This is a genomic window from Halodurantibacterium daqingense (assembly GCF_042666235.1).
GTDB lineage: Bacteria > Pseudomonadota > Alphaproteobacteria > Rhodobacterales > Rhodobacteraceae > Halodurantibacterium > Halodurantibacterium daqingensis.
On record NZ_JBHTFQ010000022.1, the window covers coordinates 1 to 23,885 of the forward strand.

General features: G+C 63.8%; 20 protein-coding genes and 3 pseudogenes. 12 read left to right on the plus strand and 11 right to left on the minus strand.

Annotation, left to right across the window (positions count from 1 at the left end):
* Positions 1–119: 119 nt before the first annotated feature.
* The 4 genes from ACFQXB_RS19850 to ACFQXB_RS19865 form a co-directional block, all read right to left on the minus strand.
* Positions 120–638 (minus strand): DNA repair protein RadC, encoded by a 519-nt coding sequence (locus ACFQXB_RS19850; protein WP_189383028.1) that lies wholly within the window; start codon positions 636–638, stop codon positions 120–122.
* A gap of 108 nt (positions 639–746) precedes the next feature.
* On the minus strand, positions 747–1,187 hold the full coding sequence (locus ACFQXB_RS19855) for a JAB domain-containing protein (RefSeq protein WP_189383027.1): 441 nt from the start codon (positions 1,185–1,187) through the stop codon (positions 747–749).
* 125 nt (positions 1,188–1,312) lie between these two features.
* Entirely contained in the window at positions 1,313–2,512 is a 1,200-nt protein-coding gene (locus tag ACFQXB_RS19860) for a DUF932 domain-containing protein (protein WP_189383025.1), read from the minus strand.
* A gap of 137 nt (positions 2,513–2,649) precedes the next feature.
* Entirely contained in the window at positions 2,650–3,555 is a 906-nt protein-coding gene (locus tag ACFQXB_RS19865) for a hypothetical protein (protein ID WP_189383023.1), read from the minus strand.
* 39 nt (positions 3,556–3,594) lie between these two features.
* Between ACFQXB_RS19865 and ACFQXB_RS19870 the strand changes: the two genes are divergently transcribed.
* On the plus strand, positions 3,595–4,191 hold the full coding sequence (locus ACFQXB_RS19870; protein WP_189383022.1) for a hypothetical protein: 597 nt from the start codon (positions 3,595–3,597) through the stop codon (positions 4,189–4,191).
* 55 nt (positions 4,192–4,246) lie between these two features.
* Here the strand turns inward: ACFQXB_RS19870 and ACFQXB_RS19875 are convergent, their stop codons facing one another.
* Entirely contained in the window at positions 4,247–4,651 is a 405-nt protein-coding gene (locus ACFQXB_RS19875) for a single-stranded DNA-binding protein (protein ID WP_090271194.1), read from the minus strand.
* 425 nt (positions 4,652–5,076) lie between these two features.
* Here ACFQXB_RS19875 and ACFQXB_RS19880 point away from each other — a divergent pair, with 425 nt between their 5' ends.
* Positions 5,077–5,397, plus strand: a complete 321-nt coding sequence (locus ACFQXB_RS19880) for an H-NS histone family protein (RefSeq protein ID WP_189383020.1) — start codon at positions 5,077–5,079, stop codon at positions 5,395–5,397.
* 81 nt (positions 5,398–5,478) lie between these two features.
* Positions 5,479–6,918 (plus strand): annotated as a pseudogene (locus ACFQXB_RS19885) (IS1182 family transposase).
* A 243-nt stretch (positions 6,919–7,161) separates the two neighbouring features.
* Here ACFQXB_RS19885 and ACFQXB_RS19890 read toward each other — a convergent pair.
* The 6 genes and pseudogenes from ACFQXB_RS19890 to ACFQXB_RS19915 all read right to left on the minus strand — a co-directional run.
* Positions 7,162–7,302: pseudogene (locus ACFQXB_RS19890) on the minus strand (IS5/IS1182 family transposase); the annotation flags it as partial.
* Between the two features lie 153 nt (positions 7,303–7,455).
* Positions 7,456–8,337, minus strand: coding sequence for a helix-turn-helix domain-containing protein (locus ACFQXB_RS19895; protein ID WP_229825873.1), 882 nt, complete (start codon positions 8,335–8,337; stop codon positions 7,456–7,458).
* 53 nt (positions 8,338–8,390) lie between these two features.
* The gene (locus ACFQXB_RS19900) at positions 8,391–9,593 is read right to left on the minus strand and encodes a CaiB/BaiF CoA transferase family protein (RefSeq protein WP_189382780.1); all 1,203 of its coding nucleotides are present in this window, start codon (positions 9,591–9,593) and stop codon (positions 8,391–8,393) included.
* Positions 9,593–10,747 (minus strand): iron-containing alcohol dehydrogenase, encoded by a 1,155-nt coding sequence (locus tag ACFQXB_RS19905; RefSeq protein WP_161763808.1) that lies wholly within the window; start codon positions 10,745–10,747, stop codon positions 9,593–9,595. Before ACFQXB_RS19905 ends, ACFQXB_RS19900 begins: the two co-directional genes overlap by 1 nt.
* Positions 10,748–10,764: 17 nt before the next feature.
* Positions 10,765–11,928: an acyl-CoA dehydrogenase family protein gene (locus ACFQXB_RS19910; RefSeq protein WP_161763807.1), complete on the minus strand. Its 1,164-nt coding sequence runs from the start codon at positions 11,926–11,928 to the stop codon at positions 10,765–10,767.
* A gap of 14 nt (positions 11,929–11,942) precedes the next feature.
* Positions 11,943–12,734, minus strand: a complete 792-nt coding sequence (locus ACFQXB_RS19915; RefSeq protein ID WP_377406956.1) for an IclR family transcriptional regulator — start codon at positions 12,732–12,734, stop codon at positions 11,943–11,945.
* A gap of 175 nt (positions 12,735–12,909) precedes the next feature.
* Here ACFQXB_RS19915 and ACFQXB_RS19920 point away from each other — a divergent pair, with 175 nt between their 5' ends.
* The 9 genes and pseudogenes from ACFQXB_RS19920 (at position 12,910) to ACFQXB_RS19960 (ending at position 23,383) form a co-directional block, all read left to right on the plus strand.
* Positions 12,910–14,364, plus strand: a complete 1,455-nt coding sequence (locus ACFQXB_RS19920; protein ID WP_189382782.1) for an NAD-dependent succinate-semialdehyde dehydrogenase — start codon at positions 12,910–12,912, stop codon at positions 14,362–14,364.
* Between the two features lie 8 nt (positions 14,365–14,372).
* On the plus strand, positions 14,373–16,436 hold the full coding sequence (locus ACFQXB_RS19925; RefSeq protein WP_189382784.1) for an FAD-dependent oxidoreductase: 2,064 nt from the start codon (positions 14,373–14,375) through the stop codon (positions 16,434–16,436).
* 210 nt (positions 16,437–16,646) lie between these two features.
* Positions 16,647–17,549, plus strand: coding sequence for an alpha/beta hydrolase (locus ACFQXB_RS19930; protein WP_189382787.1), 903 nt, complete (start codon positions 16,647–16,649; stop codon positions 17,547–17,549).
* 114 nt (positions 17,550–17,663) lie between these two features.
* A complete protein-coding gene (locus ACFQXB_RS19935; protein ID WP_377406957.1) occupies positions 17,664–19,301 on the plus strand; it encodes a flavin-containing monooxygenase in 1,638 nt (545 codons plus the stop codon).
* 87 nt (positions 19,302–19,388) lie between these two features.
* Complete coding sequence (locus ACFQXB_RS19940) at positions 19,389–20,144, plus strand: SDR family NAD(P)-dependent oxidoreductase (RefSeq protein WP_161763802.1); 756 nt, start codon at positions 19,389–19,391, stop codon at positions 20,142–20,144.
* A 68-nt stretch (positions 20,145–20,212) separates the two neighbouring features.
* Positions 20,213–20,974: an electron transfer flavoprotein subunit beta/FixA family protein gene (locus ACFQXB_RS19945; RefSeq protein WP_161763801.1), complete on the plus strand. Its 762-nt coding sequence runs from the start codon at positions 20,213–20,215 to the stop codon at positions 20,972–20,974.
* Between the two features lies 1 nt (position 20,975).
* On the plus strand, positions 20,976–21,902 hold the full coding sequence (locus ACFQXB_RS19950) for an electron transfer flavoprotein subunit alpha/FixB family protein (RefSeq protein WP_161763800.1): 927 nt from the start codon (positions 20,976–20,978) through the stop codon (positions 21,900–21,902).
* A 23-nt stretch (positions 21,903–21,925) separates the two neighbouring features.
* A pseudogene (gene pcaF, locus ACFQXB_RS19955) lies at positions 21,926–23,125 on the plus strand (3-oxoadipyl-CoA thiolase).
* A 111-nt stretch (positions 23,126–23,236) separates the two neighbouring features.
* Complete coding sequence (locus tag ACFQXB_RS19960; RefSeq protein ID WP_189382790.1) at positions 23,237–23,383, plus strand: hypothetical protein; 147 nt, start codon at positions 23,237–23,239, stop codon at positions 23,381–23,383.
* Positions 23,384–23,885: the final 502 nt, after the last annotated feature.

Below are 23,885 nucleotides of genomic sequence, written 5' to 3' on the forward strand. Positions count from 1 at the left end.
TTCCCCGCCATCACCGACCTCAAGATGTCCACTATCGATAGTGGACACTATCACCCACTCCATCACGCAGGCAGGGCAGGCAGACCGGACGGATACTGCCCTCCTCTGTCTCTCGGGCCTCACGCAGCGACCTGCAGCGCCCGGGCGGCGAAGGCGCGCCAGAGCGGGTCGACGAGCCGCGCATCCAGAAGATCGGCGCGGTGGCGCAGCCGCCTCGCCAGATCGGGCTCACCCCAGTCGTTGGCGCGGCCTGCCTGCGCGCGCAGCTGGCTCGCCTCGGTCACGACGCCACGTGCCTCAGCCGCGCTCGTCACCGGGTGGCACCAAGCGACGGCATAGTCACTGGCGGCCCCGGCCAGCACAAGGCGCGCGTCACGGTCGAGGATGGCCAGAAGCTGGGGCGAAGCATCCGGGGCGATCCCCTCGGCATGGTCAATTGCGCCCAGCATGGCCTCGGCGAGCGTCGCGAAACGGGCGAGGACCAGCGGAGCGGTCCGGCCCGACAGCAGATCGGTCGGCGCACGGCGTGACAGGGTTAGCGCGAAGGGATGACTGGGGTCAGCGTCGCCAGTCGGAAAATGCGGCGGGACGCCCCGCGCGTAGGCGGTCGGTTGGATCGGCAACGTCAGGTCAAACATGGGAAGATCTCCGACGGCGGGGGAAGCCTTTCTCCCCGCTTCACCGTCAAAGACCAAACCGCCGCCCTCTTCCTCGAAGGGGCGACGGTGATGGATCTGGCCGCAGCGTCAGAGCTTGCCGAGAGCCCGCAGGCTCAGCTCCATCCCGGCACCGACGATGATGTGGTCATGCAGCGTCAGCCCGAGATACCTGCACCCCTTCTGGATCTCCTTGGTCATGCTGAGATCGGCATCGGACGGCGTCGCATCGCCGGACGGGTGGTTGTGGATCAGGATCAGGGCGCTGGCGTTCAGCATCAGCGCCCGCTTGATCACCTCGCGCGGATAGACCGGGACGTGGTCAACCGTGCCGGTCGAGAGAAGCTCATCGGAGATGATGCGGTTCTTGCGGTCGAGATAGAGGACGTGGAACCGCTCGATGGGGCCGCGAACGCTGAGCGCGCAATAGTCCATCAGCGCCTGCCAACTGCCGATGACCGGGTTTTGGCTGAGGTAGCGCCCGAGGATGTCGCGGGCCTCGAGGATGACGGTTTCTTCCTGGGGGGTCATGGGGGTCTCGCTGAAAATGGCACGTCGAAGCCCCCTGCCCTCTCGGGGCGGGGCCAGTGGCATGCATGTGGAAGGAGAAAGCGCGACCGCCGCGCGCGAGGGCGGTCGCGTTGTCGGGCCCGGCGTCAGCCGACCTGGTCGAGGAGCTTCTTGGCGCGCCCTTCCATGTCCAGACGGGCATCCTGCTGGGTCTTGTCTCGCGCAAGCCGCGTGATCCCCTGCACGAAGTCGAAGATGCTCTCCGGCGGGCGGCCTTCTTCCATCAGCACCTTCTCGATGATCTTGCCGGACTCGGCCTTCGAGAAACCGCGCTTGCGCAGGAAGTCATCCCGATCCTCATCCGTCCGCGCCACGATCTGCTGCCGCGCCGCCTTGATGCCGTTCACGAAGCCCTGCGGCGAGGAATTGGCAAAGCGCGTCAGCGCCGGGGCGGCCTCATGGGCGAAGCGGGAGGCCGCGTATTTCGAGTGGCGGATGGTGATCTCCTGGAAATCCTCGACGCCCCAGAGATTGCGGTTCTGGCACACGGCCCGCAGGTAGAAGCTCGCCATGCCGAGCGTCTTCGCGCCCACCTCGGAATTCCAGCAATAGAAGCCCCGGAAATAGAGATCGGGGGAGCCGTCCGGCAGGCGGCCCGCCTCGATCGGGTTGTGATCGTCGACCAGGAACAGAAAGACGTCGCGGTCCGAGGCATAGAGTGTGGTCGTGTCGCGGCTGATCTCGACATCGGGGTTATAGACCCCGGTCGACCAGTCCAGCACACCCGGCACCTTCCAGCGCGTGTCGCCCGTGCCATTGCCCGCGATGCGCTGCACCGCCTCGACCAGCTCATGGTCATGGATGCGGCCATAGTCGGGGCCGGTCACAGCGCGCAGTTCGGTGCGGCCGTCTTCCGTCTCGAAGGTTTTCACCTGCTCTGCGCGGTGATTGGTCAGGCCATACTGCAGGTTGATCCCCGCCAGCGGCGCGGGCAACTGCCGCAGGTAGGATGCCGGAGCGCCGACGATGCTGGCAAGCTGGCCGAAGGCCCAGTGCGTGGGTGCAACCGGCTCGTGCGCTTTCGGCAGCATCAGGTGCAACCGTTCGGGGTTGTCGCGCGCCGCCTCGACTCGGATGTCGACCGTCTGCACCACCCTGCTGCGGCTGCGCTCGGAGCGGCTCTTCACATTGGCCCAGAGATCGTCGAGCGACAGATACCGCTCGTCATCCGGCCGGTTGAACCATTCGGACGACACCCGCCCGTTCCGCTCGCCCCGGCTCACATCCACTTTCCAGCCACCAGCCCGCGTCGGTGCAACCGGATCCAGAACTTCCACAACGCCCATCGGCTATCTCCCGCGACGGGCGCCGGGAGCCACTCTCCCTGCCCTCAACCCGTCACCGGGAAACCGGCACTCCTCTCACTCTTGGGTTCACAATGGCGAATTAGAGCAAAGCGGCAGTGTCCGAGGCCTGCGGGTGGTCATCGGTTTTGGCTGTATTGGACGTCGCCCAAGACACGTACGACGAGCAGGCTGGCCTTGTGCGCGGCGTAGGCCTGCTGGCGCGTGGATGGCATCTTCGGGTCGTTATAGCGGACACCAGCGCCGCATTGGATGTCCGCAAGGAGGTGCTTGAGGTTCATGCCCGCGGCAGAGAAGGCGAGTGCGTCGTGCAACGCCGTCAGGTCGTGAACCCGTTTGACCGGGACGTCCCCAACCAGCGTGATCAGGCCCTTCATGAACTTCTCGGTCATCTGAAGAGATGCCCATCTCGCGTGTCCCCAGTTCGGTGACTGACTAGTCATGTTCGCAACGGCGGCAGCCCAGTCATCCTCGGCGGCAGCGAACATAGGGTCGGCCTTGCGGAAACGGTCGAATGCCTTGCGAACGTCGAGGCCCACCACGAAAAGCCCATAGACCTCGTTCAGGTCATCATCCGAGAAGTGCTGAAGGCGGGCCTCGGTGATGCCAGTAAGGGAGGCGCAAGCGTTGAGGTCCAGAACTTTCGTCCCGATCGTGTTGCCGGTCTCCTTCGGCAACTCGCGCTTCACCCCAATAACCGCCATCCCGTAGCTCAACGGAATTCGCATCTCCCAGATGTCCCCATCCGCGAGGACCGCGACCTTGGCCTCCTCTGAGAAATCGGTCTTGATCAGATCGCCGTAGACCTCTTCGTACCAGCGGTGGATGCGGTCGGTGTATACGCTGGTGGCGACCAGTTCTGCCGGTGCACCGGGCGGGAGCTTCGCAATGGGAAGACTGATGCGGAACCTTTTTCCGAACTCGATCACCGCCATGATGGGGCGCGAGTGTGGCGGTATTGCCTTCTCCTTGAGCGACTGGTCGATCTCGCGCAGAATGGGTGTGATGTCGTCAGGTATTTGCATGATGCGATGCTACCCACGGTGGTGGGACAGGGAAACAGGATGCTGCCATTCATCCGTCGAAAAGCCGAATCGAAACCGAACGGTGACTGGTGGACGGACGCCTTCACGCAGGAGGTGCGCGCGACCATTGAAGGGGTCTTCGCGCCACTAGGCGGAGGCACGGCGGAAAGCCTTGCGCGGTCGACCAACCCCAACAGCCTCGGCACGCTGGCGGAATACCTGAAGAAGGAGCACCTGCGCCATCTGGGGTACAAGCTGCTAGATCGGGCTGACACGCTGGTAAACGAGAACGTCCCGGTTCTTGACCTGCACTTCTACTTTGCGGTTAGAGGTGCGTTCTATTACCGGTGGCGGGATCACGATCCATTCGCTTTGGACGAGGCCGTGAAGAGTTTCCAGCGCCAGATCGGCCTCGGGGCTAATGTCGTCCGGTTCTTCCGCGAGGACAAGAACTGGGGCTTCATCCCGGCCCACGCGGGCTACCGGCAGCTTCGCATCATCGAAGAGAAGCGCGGCAACTGGACCTTGGCGAGGGCGCTCTGCAAGCAAGCGAACGCAGAGGGCTGGGCAGATGACTGGGACCACCACATCGGTAGGATCGACAAGAAGCTGGCGGCGATAAAGACGCTAGGCTGAAGTTTAACAGACCCGGCGGGTTTCCCCGCCGGGCCCCAGGGGGAGACCCCGATCCTCAGAACGGGATCTCGTCGTCGCGGTCGACCAGCTCGGGATTTTCGTTCTCGGCCGACTTCGGGCGGCTCAGGAAGTCGACCTTCTCGGCGATGATCTCGCAGCCGTAGCGGTCGTTCCCCATGCTGTCGATCCACTTGGTGTAGTGGATGCGGCCGTGGACGAGGACCTTCATGCCCTTTTCGCAATGCTCCGCGACCGTCTTGCCCAGACCGTTGAAGCAGGTGATACGGTGCCATTCGGTGTCCATGACCCGGTAGCCATTCTCGTCGCGCAGCACGCGACCTTCCGAGAGGCGGGGGCGGGAGGTGGCGAGGCTGAAGTTGGTGATCTTGGTGCCGCCCTGGGTGGTGCGGACTTCGGGGGTCTGACCGATGTTGCCGGCGAGGATGACGATGTTCTGCATGGTAAGCTCCTGTTGCTCCTGTCTTCGGGACCGTCCCTTCGACAAGACCCGGAAAAAGCCCGTCGGGTGACGCGTGCACGGTGGACGGAACGGACGCCGGAAACCCCCAGAGGACCGGGGTGGAGCGGGCAGCCCCAAAGGGGCAACACGGCCCGGACTGAAGCGGGGTTGCGCGCGAGAGCCAGAACGGGATTAGAGGATTGTCAGTCGAAGGGATGGCCCAGAAGCCAGAGATGTGCGGGGAGCCCATGCCGGACCCTATCACCTTGCCCATCGGGACAGCCTGCCCCCCCAGTTCAGCACCTCACCGGCGACGAAAACGGAGATCACCAGCCTATGCCACCCCTGCCCCTGCCCTCTGGGAGTTGCGGCGCCCTGCCGCGACGGGCTATCGATACCGGGACATTCGGATACGGACCGCACAAATGGCTGATTACGATCTCGAGGCACTGTCGCTCAGCGAGCTGAAGAAAATGCAGAAGGACATCGCCAAGGCGATTTCCACCTATGAGGATCGGCAGAAGGCGGAAGCCCGCGCCAAGGTAGAAGCGCTCACCCGGGATCTGGGCTACTCCTTGGCCGAACTTGTCAGCACCGATACGAAATCCTCCCGTGCGCCTGCCGCGGCGAAATACCGGCACCCTGAGAACCCGGCGCTCACCTGGTCCGGCCGGGGGCGGAAACCGCAGTGGTTCGTGAAGGCTTTGGATGCGGGAAAGACCGCGAGCGACCTGGCCATCAGTTGAAGGCTTGACCTACGCTTTCGGCCGAGGCTGTGTGGAAACCCGTCTCTGTGGTAAACTTCCGCAGGTTAGGCGGAGGCGGGCATGGCGGGTTTCATCGAGGGCGTTGATCGTGGCCAGTCGGTGCTTTTCCCGGAACGTCTGGACGACTGGGTCGGTGAGGACAGTCTGGTTCGCGTCGTGGATTTCTTCGTCGAAGAGCTGGATCTGCCACGTCTCGGTTTCGCGCGTTCTGCCGCCGCGCGGACTGGACGGCCCGGCTATCACCCTGCGGTCCTGCTCAAGCTGTTCATCTACGGATACCTGAACCGCATCCCGTCGAGCCGCAGGTTGGAGCGCGAGGCCGGGCGCAATGTCGAGGTTATGTGGCTGACCGGCAAGCTGGTGCCGGATCACAAGACCATCGCGGACTTCCGTCGCGACAACGGCGCGGGCATCCGCAAGGTCTGCGCGCAGTTCGTCGAGCTCTGCCGCCGGATCGGCACGCTGAAGGGTGATTGCGTCGCCATCGACGGCAGCAAGTTCAGGGCCGTGAACAACCGCGACAGGAATTTCACCAAGGGCAAGATCGCCAGCCGCATCGCCCATCTCGAAGCCGATGTCGAACGCTACATCACCGAGATGGTCCGCATCGACCGGCAGGAGGACGGCGAGGCAAGGGCCGGAAAGGTCGAGCATCTGTCCCGCCGTTATGGCCGCATCCGGCAGGAGATCGCGCGGCTCAGGGAGATGGACAAGGCTTTGGCCGACGCGTCGGACGGCCAGATTTCCCTGACGGACCCCGACGCCCGCGCGATGGCGACCAGCGCGCGGAGCAGCGGGTTGGTCGGCTACAATGTGCAGAGTGCTGTCGATGCTGAGACGCATCTCATCGTCGCGCATGAGGTCACCAACCAGGGCTTCGACCGCGAACAGCTCAGCCAGATGGCCATCGCGGCCAAGGCTGCCCTTGGGCGGGACGAGTTGCATGCCATCGCCGACAAGGGCTACTTCAGCGGCCCCGAGATCCTGGCTTGCCATGAGGCAGGCATCATGACGACAGTGCCGCGGCCTGCGACCTCGGGCAATGCGGCCAAGGGCATGTATGTGAAGGCGGACTTCGTCTACGACGCCGAACGGGACGTCTACGTCTGCCCCGCAGGCGAAGACCTGACCTACCGCTAAACGACCGAGGAGCGCGGCATCCCGATCCGGCGATGTTGGATCAACGGATGCAAGACCTGCCCGCTCCTGACCAATTGCACGACGGGCAACGAGCGGCGGATTTCGCGCTGGGAGCGGGAAGATCTGGTCGACGACATGGAGAGCCGTCTGGGACGCGGCCCGGACTACATGACACTCCGCCGCTGCACCGTCGAACACCCGTTCGGCACGATCAAAGCGTGGATGGGCGGCACCCATTTCCTGACGCGCAGACTGAAGAATGTCCGCAGCGAAATGGCGTTGAATGTGCTGGCCTACAACATCAAGCGAATGGTCGCTCTGCTCGGCGTCAGGGGGCTGATGCGGGCCATGCGGGGCTGATATCAGCTCTCTGGAGCTACATGAGGCCGACCGGTGGCCGTCAGATGCCCCTCCCAGAGGCGCGGTGAAAGCGATGTGCGCTCATTGCGAACCTGTTGTCCGGAAATGCTCCGATCGACCACGCCGCAGACGTCGCCACCGCGTTTCCACACAGCCTCGGCCCTTAGCAGCCCTTCGTGCGGATCACAGCCAACGGCGGCTATGTGGAAAACGTGATCCCCGGTGCCTCCAGATCGATCCAAATGCTGGGCCATACTCCCGACGCGTATCACACCAGAGCACACCATTGCGATTTATGAAGGCGCGGGGGTTGCCATAGCCTTTTGGAAAGAAAGGTTGAAACCGCGCCATCTGTGCGTCTGTCAGCCAGAAAAGGTTGCTTATCGGTCAGTCTCCTCACGGAGTCCGAGTGACGCAGCGAGCGAATGATCAATTGGTCCTGACTTGGTGGAGGGGGCAAGTCAGAGCCCAACAGAGGTCCGCCATCGTTTGTGCTCGCAGAAGGTCAAGACCTGCAAATGATACTCGCGGCGAAAGTCATGCTCTGTTCTGGTACTGGGCTGGCGTCACACCTACTATCTTGCGAAATGTACGGCAAAGGTGGCTTTGGTCGGAGAAACCGCAGTCCAGCGCGACCGACTTAAGTGGAAGGCGCCCGCGTCGGAGCATCTCCTGTGCCTTGCTGACACGTTTCTGGATTACAAAGGCGTATGGGGCGATCCCGAAGTCGGCCTTGAACTGGCGGGAAAAGTGAAACGGGCTGAGGCCGACGGCAGCGGCGAGATCGTCAAGGCTGATGTTTTCGCTGAGCTGGTCTTCGATGAGGTCTATGATGCGTTTGCGTTGAGTCGGGCTGAAGGCGGAGCCGCTTTCATCGGCAAGCCGGATCCGGGCATAGCGTCGCAGCATATGCACCGCGATCTGGTTGCGCAGCGCGTCAATCATCAGGCGCTGCCCCATGCCACCGTTGCGCAGTTCGTTTTCAAGCATGTGGAAGCAGTTTAGCAGAACCGGATCCTCGGCCGAAACCTGATCTTGTATCTCGACGGATTGCGGACTGCGGCCAAACACGGTCTGTGCCGTGTCCTCAAGGCAGTCATGACCGATGTAGATATGCCGAACCTTGATCGGTTCTGCCCAGCACCACGTGGATTGCTCGGCCCGCGTCAAAAGCGAGATCCTGCCCCTGCCAACGGGCGCGCTTTGCCTTGATCCGCCACTTGTTCGCAGCATGGTCGTCGGATTTCCGTCGTAGGCTACGATCATGTAATCGCGCATCGCGGGGATGGCCGCGTCCTGGCGATCGTAGTGGTAGCCTTTCATCGTGATGCCCTTCCAGTCCCGGCCGGAACTGTCCATCGTGATTGTGCCGGGAATCCACTCAGGAATCCGGTCTGGCGTCACGAGTGCTTTCTGCATCTGGCTCCCCCTTTATTGGCGGTCGGGCCGAGTTGGCGGCCCGGCTTTGCGCGTCATCTCTGAACCGTGTCCGTCCGTTCCTCAAGAACGACGCCCGACTGCGTCAGATCGTCGATCTGCTGTTCCGAAAAACCCGCCTCCTTGAGCAGGACACGGCTATGCTGTGCGAACCGGGGCGGGGCGGCGCGGACTTCGCCTGGTGTCCGCGACAGACGTGCCGGAACGCCAGTGCCCTTGTAGCTGCCGACCGACACCACCATGCCGCGATGGCGGGTATGCGGGTGGTCAAGCGCGTCGATCACGTTGCGCACCACGCCTGCCGGGACACCTGCGCGCAGCAGCGCGGGTTCAAGCGCCCGGGCGTCGCTCTCCGCAAGGCGCGCAGACAGGATTTCCGTGATTTCGGCGCGGTGGGCCAGCCGGGCAGCGTTGTCGGCAAAGCGGGGGTCTTGCGGGACGTCGGACAGGCCTAGCACCTCGCAGAGCTTGGCGAACTGGCCGTTGTTGCCAACGGCGAGGTATAACTTGCCGGTTCGGGTTTCGAACATGTCATAGGGCACGATGTTGGGGTGCCCGTTGCCGGTGGCAACCGGGACCTTTCCCGACATGAGGCTGTTTGCAGCTTGCGGGTGCATCATGCTGATGGCGCAGTCGTAAAGTGGCACTTCGATTGCTTGGCCCAGCCCAGAGCGGAACCGTTCGATGATAGCCGCCAGCACCGCATTGCAGGCGATGAGTCCTGTGCCGATATCCACGATGGGCGTGCCCATCCGCGTCGGGCCATTGGCCGGGTTTCCGTTGATGCTCATCAGGCCGGTCATCGCCTGCACCACGGCGTCATAGCCGGGGAAGCCGCCCAACGGGCCATCGGCACCAAAGCCGGTGACGTGACAAAGGATCAGGCGGGGAAAACGGTTCTTGAGCACCGCATCATAGCCGAGACCCCATTTTTCCAAAGCACCGGACTTGAAGTTGTGGACCAGGACGTCGGCGCCTTCGAGCAGGCGCAGGATCACGTCGCGCCCCTCGGGCTTGCCGATGTCGATGGCGATGGAGCGCTTGTTGCGGTTGGCGCCGGAAAAATAGGCGGAAAGCCCGTCATTGAAGGGCGGGCCCCATTCGCGCGTCTCGTCCCCTTGCGGAGGCTCGACCTTGATGATCTCGGCGCCATGGTCGGCCAGCGTCTGGGTGCAATAGGGGCCGCCCAGCACGCGGCTGAGGTCAAGGACGCGGATTCCGTCAAGCGCGCCGGGCATCACAACACCTCGCGGTAAAGGGAGGCCACGTCGTCGGCCGTCATGTCGCGCGGGTTGGTGGCCAGCAGCCGGCTGATACCGGTCACGACCTCGTTTGCCATGCCGGGAATGGCGGCCTCGGTCACACCAACCTCGGACAGGCGGGCCTTGAGGCCGCTGGCCTTCAGCATCCGCTCCATTTCCTCGATCAGGGCAAGGGCCGCCGCCGCGTCGGAGTTGAAATGGCGGGCAGGCAAAAGGAGACGCGACAGGCGGGCGTATTCCGCCTCGGCGACGGGCAGGTTGAAGCGCAGGACCGGGCCTGCCACCAGCGCGTTGGCATGGCCGTGCGGAACGTGGAAACCGGTGCCAAGGGGATAGGACAGCGCGTGGATCGCGCCGACGCTGGCGTTGATGAAGGCCATCCCGGCCAGAGTGGCGCCCAGCAACATCGCTTCGCGCGCCTCAAGGTCCGTCGGGGTATCCAGCACGCGGGGCAGGTTCTGGCCCAGAAGGACCAGCGCCTTGTCGGCCAGACCGTCGGAAATAGGGTTCTTGCGGGTGCGGCTGGTTGCGGCCTCGATCGCATGCACCATCGCATCCAGTGCGGTGGCCGCAGTGATCGAACGTGGCATCCCGAGCGTGAGCTTGGCATCCAGAAGGGCGATGTCGGGCAGAAGCTGCGGCGCATAGACCGCCTTCTTCTCGTGGCTCTCCGATGTCAGCACCGAAACCCAGGTCACCTCGGACCCGGTTCCGGCGGTGGTCGGCACCTGGATCAGTGGCAGGCGCTGGCCCCTCACGCGGTCCACGCCGATCATGTCGGCAATCGGCTGGCCGCTGGCCACGGCGACCGCCACGACCTTTGCGGTATCGAGCGAACTGCCGCCGCCCAGACCGATGACGCCGTCGGCGCCGAAGCTAGTCGCGGCCTCAACTGCGGCCTCGACAACCGCGATGGGTGGGTCGGCCTGCACTTTATCAAAGATCTCGGCAGCGATGCCTGCGCCGTTGAGTGCCGCGACCGCCTCACCGGCAAAACCGCAGGCGACGATGCCGGGGTCGGTGATCACGAAGGCGCGGGTGACTGACAGACCTTTGGTCAGGCTGCCAAGCTGGGCGAGGCCGCCGCTCTGGCAGACGATGCTGGGGGTGGCGAGAAAGTTGAAATCCATCATGGGCTCCGGTTCGGTCAGGCGGCAGCAGCATCGCGGATCATGTTCCGCGCGATCAGAACCTGCTGGATCTGGGTGGTGCCTTCGTAGATGCGGAAAAGGCGCACATCGCGGTAGAAGCGTTCGACGGCATATTCGGCCATGTAGCCTGCGCCGCCGTGGATCTGCACTGCCCGGTCGGCCACCCGGCCCACCATTTCCGAGGCATACATCTTGCAGCAGGCGGCATCGGTGGACACATTCGCCCCGGCGTCCTTGCGCCGGGCTGTTTCCTCGATCATGCAGCGGGCGGCGAAGGCTTCGGTGCGGCTGTCTGCCAGCATGGCCTGAATCAGTTGCTTTTCGGCAATCGGTTCGCCGAACTGGCGGCGCTCCATAGCATAGGCCAGCGCATCGCGGATCAGCCGTTCGGCCGCTCCGACGCAGACTGCCGAGATATGCAGACGCCCCCGGTCCAGCACCTTCATCGCGGTCTTGAAGCCTTGGTTTTCCCGCGCCGGGCCACCAATGATGTTGGCGGCGGGGACGCGGACATCTTCAAGGATCACGTCGCAGGTGTGCGAGCCCTTCTGACCCATCTTCTTGTCGGGCTGGCCCAGCGACAGGCCTTGCGTTCCGGCCTCGACGATGAAGGCGCTGACGCCGGACGATCCCTTTGTCTCGGGATTGGTGCGGGCAAAAACGGTGAAGACATCGGCGCGCGACGCGTTGGTGATATAGCGCTTGGTCCCGTTCAGCACGAAATGGTCACCATCGCGGCGGGCGGTGGTGCGCAAGCTGCCTGCGTCCGACCCAGCATCCGGTTCGGTCAGCGCAAAGGAGGCGATCATTTCGCCGGAAGCCAGCGCGGGCAGGTATTTCGCCTTCTGTTCGGCGGTGCCGTCGATGATGATGCCCTGCGACCCGATGCCGTTGTTGGTGCCGACCAGTGAGCGGAACACCGGCGAGGTCTGACCCAGCACGAAGGCGGCCTGCACCTCTTCGGACATGGAAAGGCCAAGGCCGCCGTATTCCTCTGGGATCGACATGCCGAAAAGGCCCATTTCCCGGATCTCCTGCACCAGCGCGGGCGGGATCGCGTCTTCTTCGGCGACCAGCGCCTCGTTCGGGATCAGGCGTTCCTTGACGAAGCGGTCGAGCGCGTCGAGGAACTGGGCGAGTGTATCGGAGTCTAGGGCCATGGTATTCTCTGGGGTCAGGGGGCTACGGCCGCCACGTGGCGGACAACGTTGATAAGGCGGGGCGCGACATCACTTTCGATCCAGTCGCGCGTCAGGGTCTGCGAGGGGCCGCCACAGTTGAAGGCGACGATGGGCGAGCCGTCGCGTGGGATGAAGGGCACCGCCACCGCGTTCACGTCGCGCTTCCATTCGGTATAGGAGGTGCAGTAGCCACGGGTCTGGTAATCCTCGATCGCCTTTTCGATACCGGGCTGGACGTTTGGCCAGTTCTCGCCTTCGTGCTCGCGCACCTCGTCGATCATCCGGGCGCGCTCGTCCTCGGGGTGGGCGGCGATACAGGCCCGGCCGACTGCGGTGGTGGCCAGCTTGATATGCGCGCCGACTTCGATCGCGAGCGTCACCGCATTGGTGCCCTTGCAGCGTTCCAGATAGACCATCGACAGGCGGTCGCGGCTGGCCATTGCCACCGGCATCCCGGTGTAATCGGCGAGTTCCTGCATGTAAGGCTTGGCCAGTTGCCGCAGGGGCATCACGGCAAGGCAGGAAAAGCCCAGTGACAGCACCGGGGGCGCCAACACGTAGCGCGCGGTGTCTGGGTTGTAGCTGAGATACCCCAGTTTGTGCAGCGTGTAGGTCAGCCGTGAGACGGTGGATTTGCTGAGCGCCGCGCGTTCGGCAAGATCGCGGTTGCCCAGCGCCTCGCCCTCACGCCGGAAGGCGCGCAGAAGTTCCAGGCCGCGCGCCAAGGCCACCACGAAGTCGCGGTCCTGTTCGTCATCCTCGGGTTTCTCCTTCCTTGGCCTCACGGTGTCCCTCCTCAAGGACAGATGCTGCGTATTGAATGATCTCTAAAGCAAAGATATGGTCCACGTCAATACTGCGGAATATTTTTCCGCATAGCGGAATAAAGAAGCTGCCCGCCTTATCCCGCTTGCATCAATGGAACAGCGGGTGGCGCTGCCAAGCGAGGACGTGAACATCATGAATAATCTGGATTACCCGCAAATCCGCCACCTCATCGGCAAGGATTGGCTGGCGAGTGCAACTACCGGCGATCGGGCGGTCATCAACCCGGCCAACGGGGTCGAGATTGGCCGAATTCCCCAGGCCACGGCCGAGGATCTGGAGCGTGCGGTGCGCCACGCCGAATCGGCCTTTGCCACTTGGAAGGACCGTTCGCCCACCGATCGTGGCGCGATCCTGCGCCGGTTCGCCGATCTTCTGCGGCAAAACGATGCGATGATCGCCCGCTGGATCACGCTGGATGAAGGCAAGCCGCTGGCCGAGGCGCTGATCGAGGTGCGGTCGTCCGCCGATCACGTTGACTGGCACGCCGAAGAGTGCCGCCGCATTTATGGCCGCATCGTGCCCTCGCGCAATCCAACGGTGCAGCATCTGGTGGTGCGTGAACCTGTTGGCGTTTGCCTGGCCATCACGCCCTGGAACTTCCCGCTCAGCCAAGCCGTGCGCAAGGTGGCGGCGGCGCTGGCCTCTGGCTGCACGATGATCCTGAAGGGTCCGGCCGAAGCCCCGGCGGGCTGCCTAGCTATCGCGCGCTTCCTGCAGGAGGCGGGTCTGCCGGAGGGGTGTCTGAACCTCGTCTGGGGCAATTCAGCCTTCATCTCGGAAACGCTGATCGCGCATCCGGTCGTGCGCAAGATCACTTTCACTGGCTCGGTCGAAGTGGGCAAGCATCTTGCCGCGCTGGCGGGCCAACACATGAAGCGGGCTACGATGGAACTGGGGGGCCATGCGCCGGTGCTGGTCTTCGACGATGCAGATGCCGGGGCGGCGGCACGGGCGCTGGCGGGCAACAAGCTGCGCAATGCCGGGCAGGTCTGCATTTCCCCGACGCGGTTTTATGTGCAGGCGGGCATTCACGAGCGGTTTCTGTCGGAACTGGTGACGGCGTTTGAGGCGGTCAAGGTCGGCGACGGCTTGGCCGAGGGCACGCAGATGGGGCCGCTTTGTCATGCGGGCCGCGTGACAGCGATGGAAAAGCTGGTTACGGATGCGCGCGACAACGGCGCCGAAGTGCTGACCGGGGGCGCGCGGATCGGCAACAGCGGCAGTTTCTACGCGCCCACAATCGTGAATACGCCGGACGACAGCATCGCCCTGATGCGCGACGAACCTTTCGGGCCGGTCGCGGTTGTGTCGCCCTTCCGCGAAATTGAGGACGGATTGGCGCGCGCCAATGGCCTGTCGTTCGGCCTTGCATCCTACATCTTCACCAACTCGCTGGAGCGCGCCGACCGTTCGGCGGCGTGCCTTCAGGCGGGAATGGTCAGCATCAACCACTTTGGTCTTGCATTGCCAGAAACGCCGTTCGGCGGGGTGCGTGACAGTGGCTATGGCAGCGAAGGTGGGACCGAGACTTTTGACGGTTATCTGTCCACCAAGTTCATCTCGCGCAATTCCGCGCCGGTACGGTGAGGTCTGACATGTCTGTTGATCTTGAACTGAGCGATGGTGCGGCAATCCTGACCATCAACAATCCGCCGCTGAATCTTCTCGATGCTGAAATTCGGGGGGGCCTTCTGCGCGGGATGGAGACAGCGGTGGCACGGGGCGCAAACCGGCTGATCGTGACCGGAGCAGGCAAAACCTTTGTCGCCGGTGCGGATGCCAAAGAGTTCGCCCAAGCGCCCATTGAACCGCACCTCAACGATGTCTTGCTGCACCTGGCCAGCCTTCCGATCCCCACGATTGCGGCGATCAACGGCGCGGCGCTGGGGGGCGGGCTTGAAATCGCATTGGCCTGCCGTTATCGCATCGCAGTCCCCGAAGCGCAGGTGGGATTGCCCGAGGTGGTTCTGGGTATCATCCCCGGCGCGGGTGGCACGCAGCGGTTGCCACGGCTGATCGGAGTCAAGGCAGCGCTGGACATGATTGTGACCGGCAAAGCCATCGCCGCAGGCAAGGCGCTGTCGATGGGGCTTGTCGATGAGATTGCAGACGATCCGCTGGCTGCTGCCTTGGCGCTTTACGACGTGCGCCTTGCTGCGGCGATCGGGCCGGACCAGCGTCCAGCGCCTCAGGCCGACGCCGACGCGGTGGCCGCGATGCAAACCCATATCACGCGCCGGATGCCGGGCCAGATTGCCCCGCCGGTCGCGGTGGGGCTGGTCGCGGAAACGGCCAGTCTGCCCTTGATCGAAGGGCTGGCGCGAGAACGCGCGGCATTTCTGAAGTTGCGCGCCTCACCGCAGGCGCGGGCCCTTAGACATATGTTCTTTGCCGAACGGGCGGCGGGCAACAGGGGGCGCACCTATCCCAGACCCGCGCGGGACATCGCCACGGCCATCGTGGTCGGCGGCGGCAACATGGGGGCTTCAATCGCCTATGCGCTGGCCGGTGCCGGCATTGCGGTGACCGTCGTTGAACGCGACCCCGCCGGGGCGGGGCGGGCCGAGGAGAACCTGCGCAAGCTGGTGGACCAAGGCATCGGTCGCGGCACGCTTTCCGCCACCGAGGGCGCGGCGATCCAAGAGCGGCTGACCTCTGTCGTCGGTTATGCCAACCTGCCACCTGCCGATCTGGCTATTGAAGCGGCTTTCGAGGATTTCGTGGTCAAGCGCGCGATCTTTGCCGAGCTTGAAACTGTGCTGCCACCAGAAACGATCCTTGCCACCAACACCTCTTATCTCGACGTGAACCGGCTGGCCGATAGCGTGGCGGTTCCGTCGCGCTTTCTTGGCCTGCATTTTTTCAGCCCGGCGCATATCATGAAGCTGCTGGAGATCGTGAATGGCGACCGCACATCGGACGAGACGCTTGGCGCGGCCTTCGCACTGGCGCGGCGTTTAGGAAAGATCCCGGTCCTGTCAGGCGTCTGCGACGGGTTCATCGGCAACCGGATTCTGACGCGCTACCGGCAAGCGGCCAACCTGCTTCTGGCCGAAGGTGCCCTGCCCAACGAGGTCGATGCCGCGATGCGGGGCTTCGGCATGGCGATGGGACCATATGAGGCGCAGGACATGTCAGGGCTCGACATCGCTTACGCCAACATCAAGCGGCAGGTCCCCGGCGCGAAGCCGCGTCACGTCCCCCTGGTTGAGCGTCTGGTCTCGGATCACCAGCGGCTTGGCCGCAAGACCGGTGCGGGGTGGTATGACTATGACGCGGCGGGAAAGGCAGTGGTGTCCGGGCTGGTGACAGGGGAAATCCGCAAGGTTTCGACAGAGATGGGCAGGACCCGGCGCGACTTCACAGCCGATGAGATTGTCGAACAGATCACCCTGGCCATGATCGCCGAGGCCTGCGCGATACTGGAGGAAGGTATCGCCGAGCGGCCACAAGACATCGACTTGGTGCTTGTGCATGGCTACGGCTTCCCGCGCTGGCGCGGCGGGCTGATCCATCATGCCGACAGCCTTGGGGTGAACGCCCTCGTGCAGCGCTACATGGCACTGGCCGCAGCATACCCGCAGGGATGGGCGGTGCCGCCGTTGCTGGCGCGGCTGGCCGCAACGGGCCAGACTCTGGACAGCCTGAACGCAGGTTGACCTCACATCGGACCACCGCGCCCCGGTCGTGATCGCATCGGGGCGCGAAACAGCAAGAAGATGCAACGCGACAAGCAGGCACGTTCAATACGAGGCGCGGCTGATACCTGTAACGTCCTCTGATTAGGGATACTCCGCGATCCCTGCGCCGATGGAGGATCGAACGCAGGGGGAACGGACCGGACCGGAACGCCACCTTTGGAGGATCAAATGGCAATCAGCAAGGAAGCCGATTCACTGCGAGCGCTCTATCAGAGCTGGACCGACCAGATGGTCGCGAACCCCGGCCTGACCATCGCCAACCTGCGCAGCATGTTCGACGAATGGGGCCAGCCCGCGCTGGAACCGGAGAACGTCACCTACAAGAGCGACCATGTCGGCGGGGTCGAGGCGATCTGGGCCCTGCCCGTGGGCGCCGACGCCAAGCGCGTGATCGTTTATACTCATGGCGGCGGGTTTGCTGTTGGTTCGGCCGACAGCCACCGAAAGATGGCGGGCCATCTTGCTAAAGTGCTGGGCGTGACCGCCTGCATTCTGCACTATCGCCGTGCGCCGGAACACCCCTTCCCCGCCCAGATCGAGGATGCCGTGGCCGCTTACAAAGCGCTGCTGGCCCAAGGGTTCGAGGCGAGGAACATTCTGACTGCAGGCGACAGCGCGGGTGGCAACCTCGCCATCGCTTCGGTGCTGAAGTTCCGCGACCTTGGCCTGCCCCTTCCGGGTGCGGTCATCGCCTATTCGCCCTGGCTTGACATGGCGCTGCGCGGCAAGACGTTGGAAACCAACGCCGCCACCGATGCGCTGGTCGGCAAGCCGATCCTTGAAGCGATGGCCGGCATGTTCCTCGGCGGCGCGACCGATCCGCTGAACCCGCTGGCCAACCCGCTGGAAAACGATTTCACCGGCTTCCCGCCGCTCTACATCACTTGCGGCGGGGCCGAGACGCTGCAAAGCGATTCCGAGTCGCTGGCCGCCAAGGCCAAGTCGCAGGGCGTGAACGTCGCACTCTCGGTGGTGCCGGGGATGCAGCACGTCTTCCCGGCCCTGTCGGGCCGCGCCCCCGAGGCCGATCAGGAACTGGCACGCATCGCCGCTTGGTATCGCGCCCTCTGATCCGACTGCCCCGCGCCGCCAGCTGGCGCAGGGCAGCAACAAATATCATCACAGTCAACCGGCCTTTCACCCGCTTTTCGCGGGGCGGCAGTGCCATGCTCTGGGAGGAGTATCATGACCAAATCTGTTGAAACCACAAAGACCAAGGGCGCCGATTTCGATGCTGTCGTCATCGGTGCGGGCTTCGGCGGTCTCTATTCCGTCTACAAATTGCGCAATGAACAGGGCCTGAACGTCAAGGCCTTCGACCGTGCAGGCGATGTGGGTGGCACCTGGTACTGGAACCGCTATCCCGGCGCGCTGTCGGATACCGAAAGCTTCGTCTACCGCTATTCCTTCAGCGGCGAGCTTTTGCAAAAGGGTCGCTGGAAGACCCGCTATCTTACCCAGCCCGAAATCCTCGCCTACATGAACGAGGTTGCAGACACCTACGACCTGCGCCGCAGCTTCCAGTTCAACACTCGTGTCACCGCGACCCATTTCAATGACGAAACCGGGCTGTGGCATGTGACAACCGACAAGGGCGAGACGGTCACCGCGAAATACTTGATCACGGGGCTTGGCCTGCTGTCCGCGACGAACACGCCGAAATACAAGGGCATTGACAGCTTCAAGGGCCAGATGCTGCACACCGGCAACTGGCCCGAGGGTGTCGAACTCAAGGGCAAGCGCGTCGGCGTGATCGGCACCGGCTCGACCGGGGTTCAGGTCATCACCGCGACCGCTCCGATTGCCGGGCATCTTACGGTATTCCAGCGCTCGCCCCAATATGTCGTGCCGATCGGCAACACGCCCCAGGACGAGGCGACGATCGCCCAGCAAAAGGCCAACTACGACGACATCTGGAAACAAGTGAAATCCTCGGTCGTGGCCTTCGGCTTCGAGGAAAGCACCGTGCCTGCGGAAACCGCTTCGCCTGAAGAACGCGAACGCGTGTTCGAGGCCGCATGGCAGCGCGGCGGCGGCTTCTACTTCATGTTTGGAACGTTCTGCGACATTGCGACCAGCCAGATCGCAAATGACGCGGCTGCCGACTTCATCAAGAAGAAAATCAAGGAAATCGTGAAGGATCCCGCAACCGCAAAGGCGCTGACGCCGCGCGACATCTATGCCAAGCGCCCCTTGTGCGGGAACAACTACTATGAGGTCTACAATCGGCCCAATGTCACCCTCGCCGATGTAAAGGCCGACCCGATCGCCGAGTTCACCGCGACCGGTATCCGGCTGGAAAGTGGCGCGGAGCATGAGCTGGATGTGGTGATCTTCGCCACTGGCTTTGACGCGGTGGACGGCAACTACGTCAAGATGGACATGCGCGGCCGCGGCGGCGTCACCATGCGCGACAAGTGGAAGGACGGCCCCCTGGGCTATCTGGGCATGATGGAGACGGATTTCCCGAACCTCTTCATGATCCTTGGCCCGAATGGCCCCTTCACCAACCTGCCGCCGAGCATCGAAACGCAGGTCGAGTGGATCGCCGACACCATCGAGATGATGGAGGGCAAGGGCCTGAAGACCATCGAGCCGACCGAGGCCGCCCGGGACGAATGGGTCACGCTCTGCCGGACAATTGCGGACATGACCCTATTCCCGAAAGCCGAAAGTTGGATCTTCGGTGCGAACATCCCCGGCAAGAAGAACGCGGTGATGTTCTACATGGCGGGCATCGGCAATTACCGCAACGCGATCAACGCGGTGAAGGATGGTGGTTACCAGACCATGATCTTCGACCGCGAGATGGCAAGCGCCTGAAGCTACGGAACGCGCGGCGGGCCGGGCAGGATTGTGCCCGGCCCGCCATGCGCCAAGAAAACCACACAGCAATAAGGGAGAGAGTCTGTGGGACGTGTATCGGGAAAAGTCGCCCTCGTGACGGGCGCAGCAATGGGGATGGGCAAATCCCACTCCGAACTTCTGGCGCGGGAAGGCGCGCATGTCTTCGTCACAGACCGGGACGTGGCGGCGGGTGAGGCGGTCGCCAAGGGCATTGTGGCAGCAGGTGGCAAGGCCGACTTCATCAAGCATGACGTGGCAAGCGAAGCCGACTGGGCCAACGCCATTGCCACTGTGCGTGCCAAGGCCGGGCGGCTGGACATCCTTGTCAACAACGCGGGCGTGCTGATCTTGAAGCCCCTGCACGAAACAACGCCCGAGGAATTCGACCTGACGATGAACGTCAACGTGAAGGGCGTCTATCTGGGCATCCGCGCGGCCGTGCCGCTGATGAAGGAAGCGGACAAGGCCTCGATCGTGAACATTTCGTCGATCTACGGCATCGTCGGTGCGGCAATGGCCGGGGCCTATATCGGTTCCAAGGGTGCTGTGAGGATGCTGACCAAATCCTGTGCCGTCGATCTGGCAGATACCGGGATCCGGGTGAACTCGATCCACCCTGGCGTCATTGACACGCCGATGACCAAGGATCTGCTGCACGCCGATCCGGCCACGCGGCAGGCGATCCTGGGCTGCACGCTCCTCAAGCGTCCGAGCAAGCCCGAGGAAGTGTCGAACGCGGTGCTGTTCCTTGCTTCGGACGAAGCCTCGTTCGTCCATGGCGCCGAGATCGTCGTGGACGGTGGCTACACCGCAAACTGACGCACATGACTGCCCTGTCCGCCCAGCACGACCGGGCGGACAGGGGATGTGAGAAAGGAAGCTCTCCCATGAAGGTTCTGGTGCCTGTCAAACGGGTGATCGACTACAACGTGAAGGTCCGCGTGAAGGCGGATGGCACGGGTGTCGATCTGGCCAATGTGAAGATGTCGATGAACCCCTTTGACGAGATTGCCGTGGAAGAGGCGATCCGTCTGAAGGAGAAGGGCATCGCGACCGAGGTCGTGGTCGTCTCCATCGGCGTCAAGCAGGCCCAGGAAACGCTGCGGACCGCGCTTGCGATGGGGGCCGACCGCGCCATCCTGATCGAGGCGACGGACAACCTGCATGTGGACATCGAGCCCTTGGCCGTGGCCAAGCTGCTGGCGGCCGTGGTGAAGGAAGAAAAGCCGGGCCTCGTCCTTTGCGGCAAGCAGGCGATCGACAACGACATGAACGCCACCGGCCAGATGCTATCGGCGCTTCTCGGCTGGAGCCAGGCGACCTTCGCCTCGGAAGTGTCGATCAACGGCGACCAAGCCAAGGTCACCCGCGAGGTGGACGGCGGTCTGCAGACGATCACAGTCAAGATGCCGACGATCATCACCGTCGACCTGCGCCTGAACGAGCCGCGCTATGCCTCGCTGCCGAACATAATGAAGGCCAAGGCCAAGCCGCTGGCGACCAAGACGCCTGCCGACTACGGCGTGGACGTGAGCCCGCGGCTGTCGGTCGTCAAGACCGTGGAACCGGCGGGCCGCAAGGCGGGCGTTAAGGTCGGCTCGGTGGCCGAGCTGATCGCAAAACTCAAAGACGAAGCAGGGGTGATCTGAGATGGCCGTTCTTCTTCTTGCCGACGTTGCTGACGGGAAACTCGCGACCGACCAGGTGGCGAAGGCGTTGACCGCGGTGAAATCGCTGGGTCCAGTGACCGTGCTGGTCGCGGATCCCGATGCAGCGGCCGCTGCGGCCGAGACCGCGACGCTGGAAGGCGTGGCGAAGGTACTACTGGCCGAGGACGGGGCCTACGCGCATGGCCTGGCCGAGCCCACCGCCGCGCTGGTCGTGTCGCTGGCCGGTGACTACGAGCACATCGTCGCCGCCTCGGGCGCATTGTCCAAGTCGGTCCTGCCCCGCGTGGCAGCCCTGCTGGACGTCATGGTGATCTCGGAAGTGCTGGCGGTGCATGACGCTGCGACCTTCGACCGGCCAATCTATGCCGGGAACGCGATCCACACGGTCAAGACCTCGGATACGAAGAAGGTGCTGACCATCCGCACCGCGACTTTCGATGCGGCGGGCAAGGGCGGTAACGCCCCGGTCGAGAAGGTCTCGGCCTCGGTCGACAGCGGGCTGTCCGCCTGGGTCGAGGATAAGGTCGCGTCCCCCGACCGTCCCGAGCTGACGTCGGCCGGGATCGTGGTCTCGGGCGGACGTGGCGTGGGCTCGCAGACCGAGTTCGCGCTGATTGAGAAGCTCGCGGACAAGCTGAACGCCGCTGTCGGTGCCTCGCGCGCCGCGGTGGACTCGGGCTTTGCGCCGAACGACTGGCAAGTCGGGCAGACCGGCAAGGTCGTGGCTCCGGACCTTTACGTCGCCGTCGGCATCTCGGGTGCGATCCAGCACCTCGCCGGGATGAAGGATTCGAAGGTCATCGTCGCGATCAACAAGGACGAAGAGGCCCCAATCTTCCAGGTCGCCGACTATGGATTGGTCGCAGACCTGTTTACCGCCGTGCCGGAAATGATCGAGAAGCTGTAAGTTGCCACACTCGGAGCACCAACATGACCGACGTCTTCATCTGCGACTACATCCGCACGCCGATCGGGCGCTATGGCGGGGCGCTCTCATCGGTGCGCCCCGACGATCTGGCGGCCATTCCCCTGCGAGCGCTGATGGACCGCAACGCGGGTGTGGACTGGGCGGCGGTCGATGACGTGATCTTCGGCTGCGCCAACCAGGCGGGCGAGGATAACCGCAACGTGGCGCGGATGTCGCTGTTGCTGGCGGGGCTGCCGGTCGGCGTCACCGGGACCACGATCAACCGGCTTTGTGGCTCGTGAATGGACGCGGTGCTGACCGCAGCGCGCCAGATCGCCGCCGGCGAGGCGCAGCTAGTCATCGCGGGCGGTGTCGAAAGCATGAGCCGCGCCCCCTTCGTAATGCCCAAGGCCGACAACGCCTTTTCTCGCAACGCCGAGATCTGCGACACCACCATCGGCTGGCGGCTGATCAATCCGGCGATGCACGCGGCCTACGGCACGGATTCGATGCCGCAGACCGGGCAGAACGTGGCGGATGACTACGGCATCAGCCGCGAGGCGCAGGACGCGATGGCACTGTCCAGCCAGGCCAAGGCGTCGGCTGCGCAAGTCAACGGGCGCCTCGCGGCTGAGATCACCCCTGTCACGATCCCGCAGCGCAAGGGCGAGGCGCTGGTGGTAGACCGCGATGAGCATCCCCGCGCGACAACGGCCGAGGCGCTGGCAAAGCTGCGGTCACTGTTCCCGAACGGCTCGGTCACGGCGGGGAACGCGTCGGGCGTCAACGATGGCGCCGCGGCGCTGATACTGGCCAGCGCCGACGCCGCCCGCGCGCATGGCCTGACGCCGATCGCCCGCGTCCTCGGCGGGGCGACCGCGGGCGTGCCGCCGCGCATCATGGGCATCGGCCCGGCACCCGCGAGCCAGAAACTGATGGCGCGGCTGGGGCTCTCCCAGGCAGATTTCGACGTGATCGAACTGAACGAGGCCTTCGCCGCGCAAGGCGTGGCCACGCTGCGCCAGCTCGGGATCGCCGACGATGACCCTCGGGTGAACCGCAACGGCGGGGCCATCGCGCTGGGTCACCCCTTGGGCATGTCGGGTGCGAGGATCACCGGCACGGCCGCGCTGGAATTGCGCCACATCAACGGCAGACGCTCACTCTCTACCATGTGCATCGGCGTGGGGCAGGGCATCGCCATCGCGCTGGAACGCGTGTGAGTTGCCCGCTCTCCTGTCCAGTCAGATCGAATCCTTGAGGAGGCGAAGTGCATAGGGGGCAGCCTTCCCGGGTGGCGGTCACGCGATTGTCGCCGCTAAGGGAGATTGCACATGGTCGAGATTGTCAGGGGCAAGGACGTCACCATCCCGTTCGATGCGTCGTTGTGCGTCCACCCTGCCTATCATCCATCCCCAAGTTCTGTTGATCTACGTGCAATTCAGAAAATCGCGAAAGACCAATCCTACCGCTGCCAGTGACCTATTTTGGCGATCATAAACGGCTCGTTTGAAGATAACCCGCTCATTGCTGTAACGCTCGGCAACCGATCAGGAAGGCGCGAAAGGCTTACAGATATCCGCAACGGCCCTTGAACCATGCCACTTAGGTTCTCGGTCTCACCCAGATTGCCGCGCAAGAATTTAGGCAAGGTCGCACGGCCAACCCTGCCATCGGCTCGCTTCCTGCGCTTACATGCCATTCGTCTTAACCGCGGCGAACAGCCGCTTTCCGCCCTCTGCGCCCCAAGATCTGTGCTGGTGGCACATAAGCCTTCCTCAGATCGGCACCGCCGATCACTCTATCGGAGATAGGCCCGGAGGCGCACCTGCGCCGTGGCAGGCCCTCGGAAAGTGAGGCCGAAGCCTCACCCGAAGGGATCGTATTCCGAGTTATGCGGACAGCAGCATAACTCGGAGTATGACCCGTTCCAGATTATGGCCCGCTGAGGGCCATGGCGCCTGCAAGTCCTTGCCGCGCCGA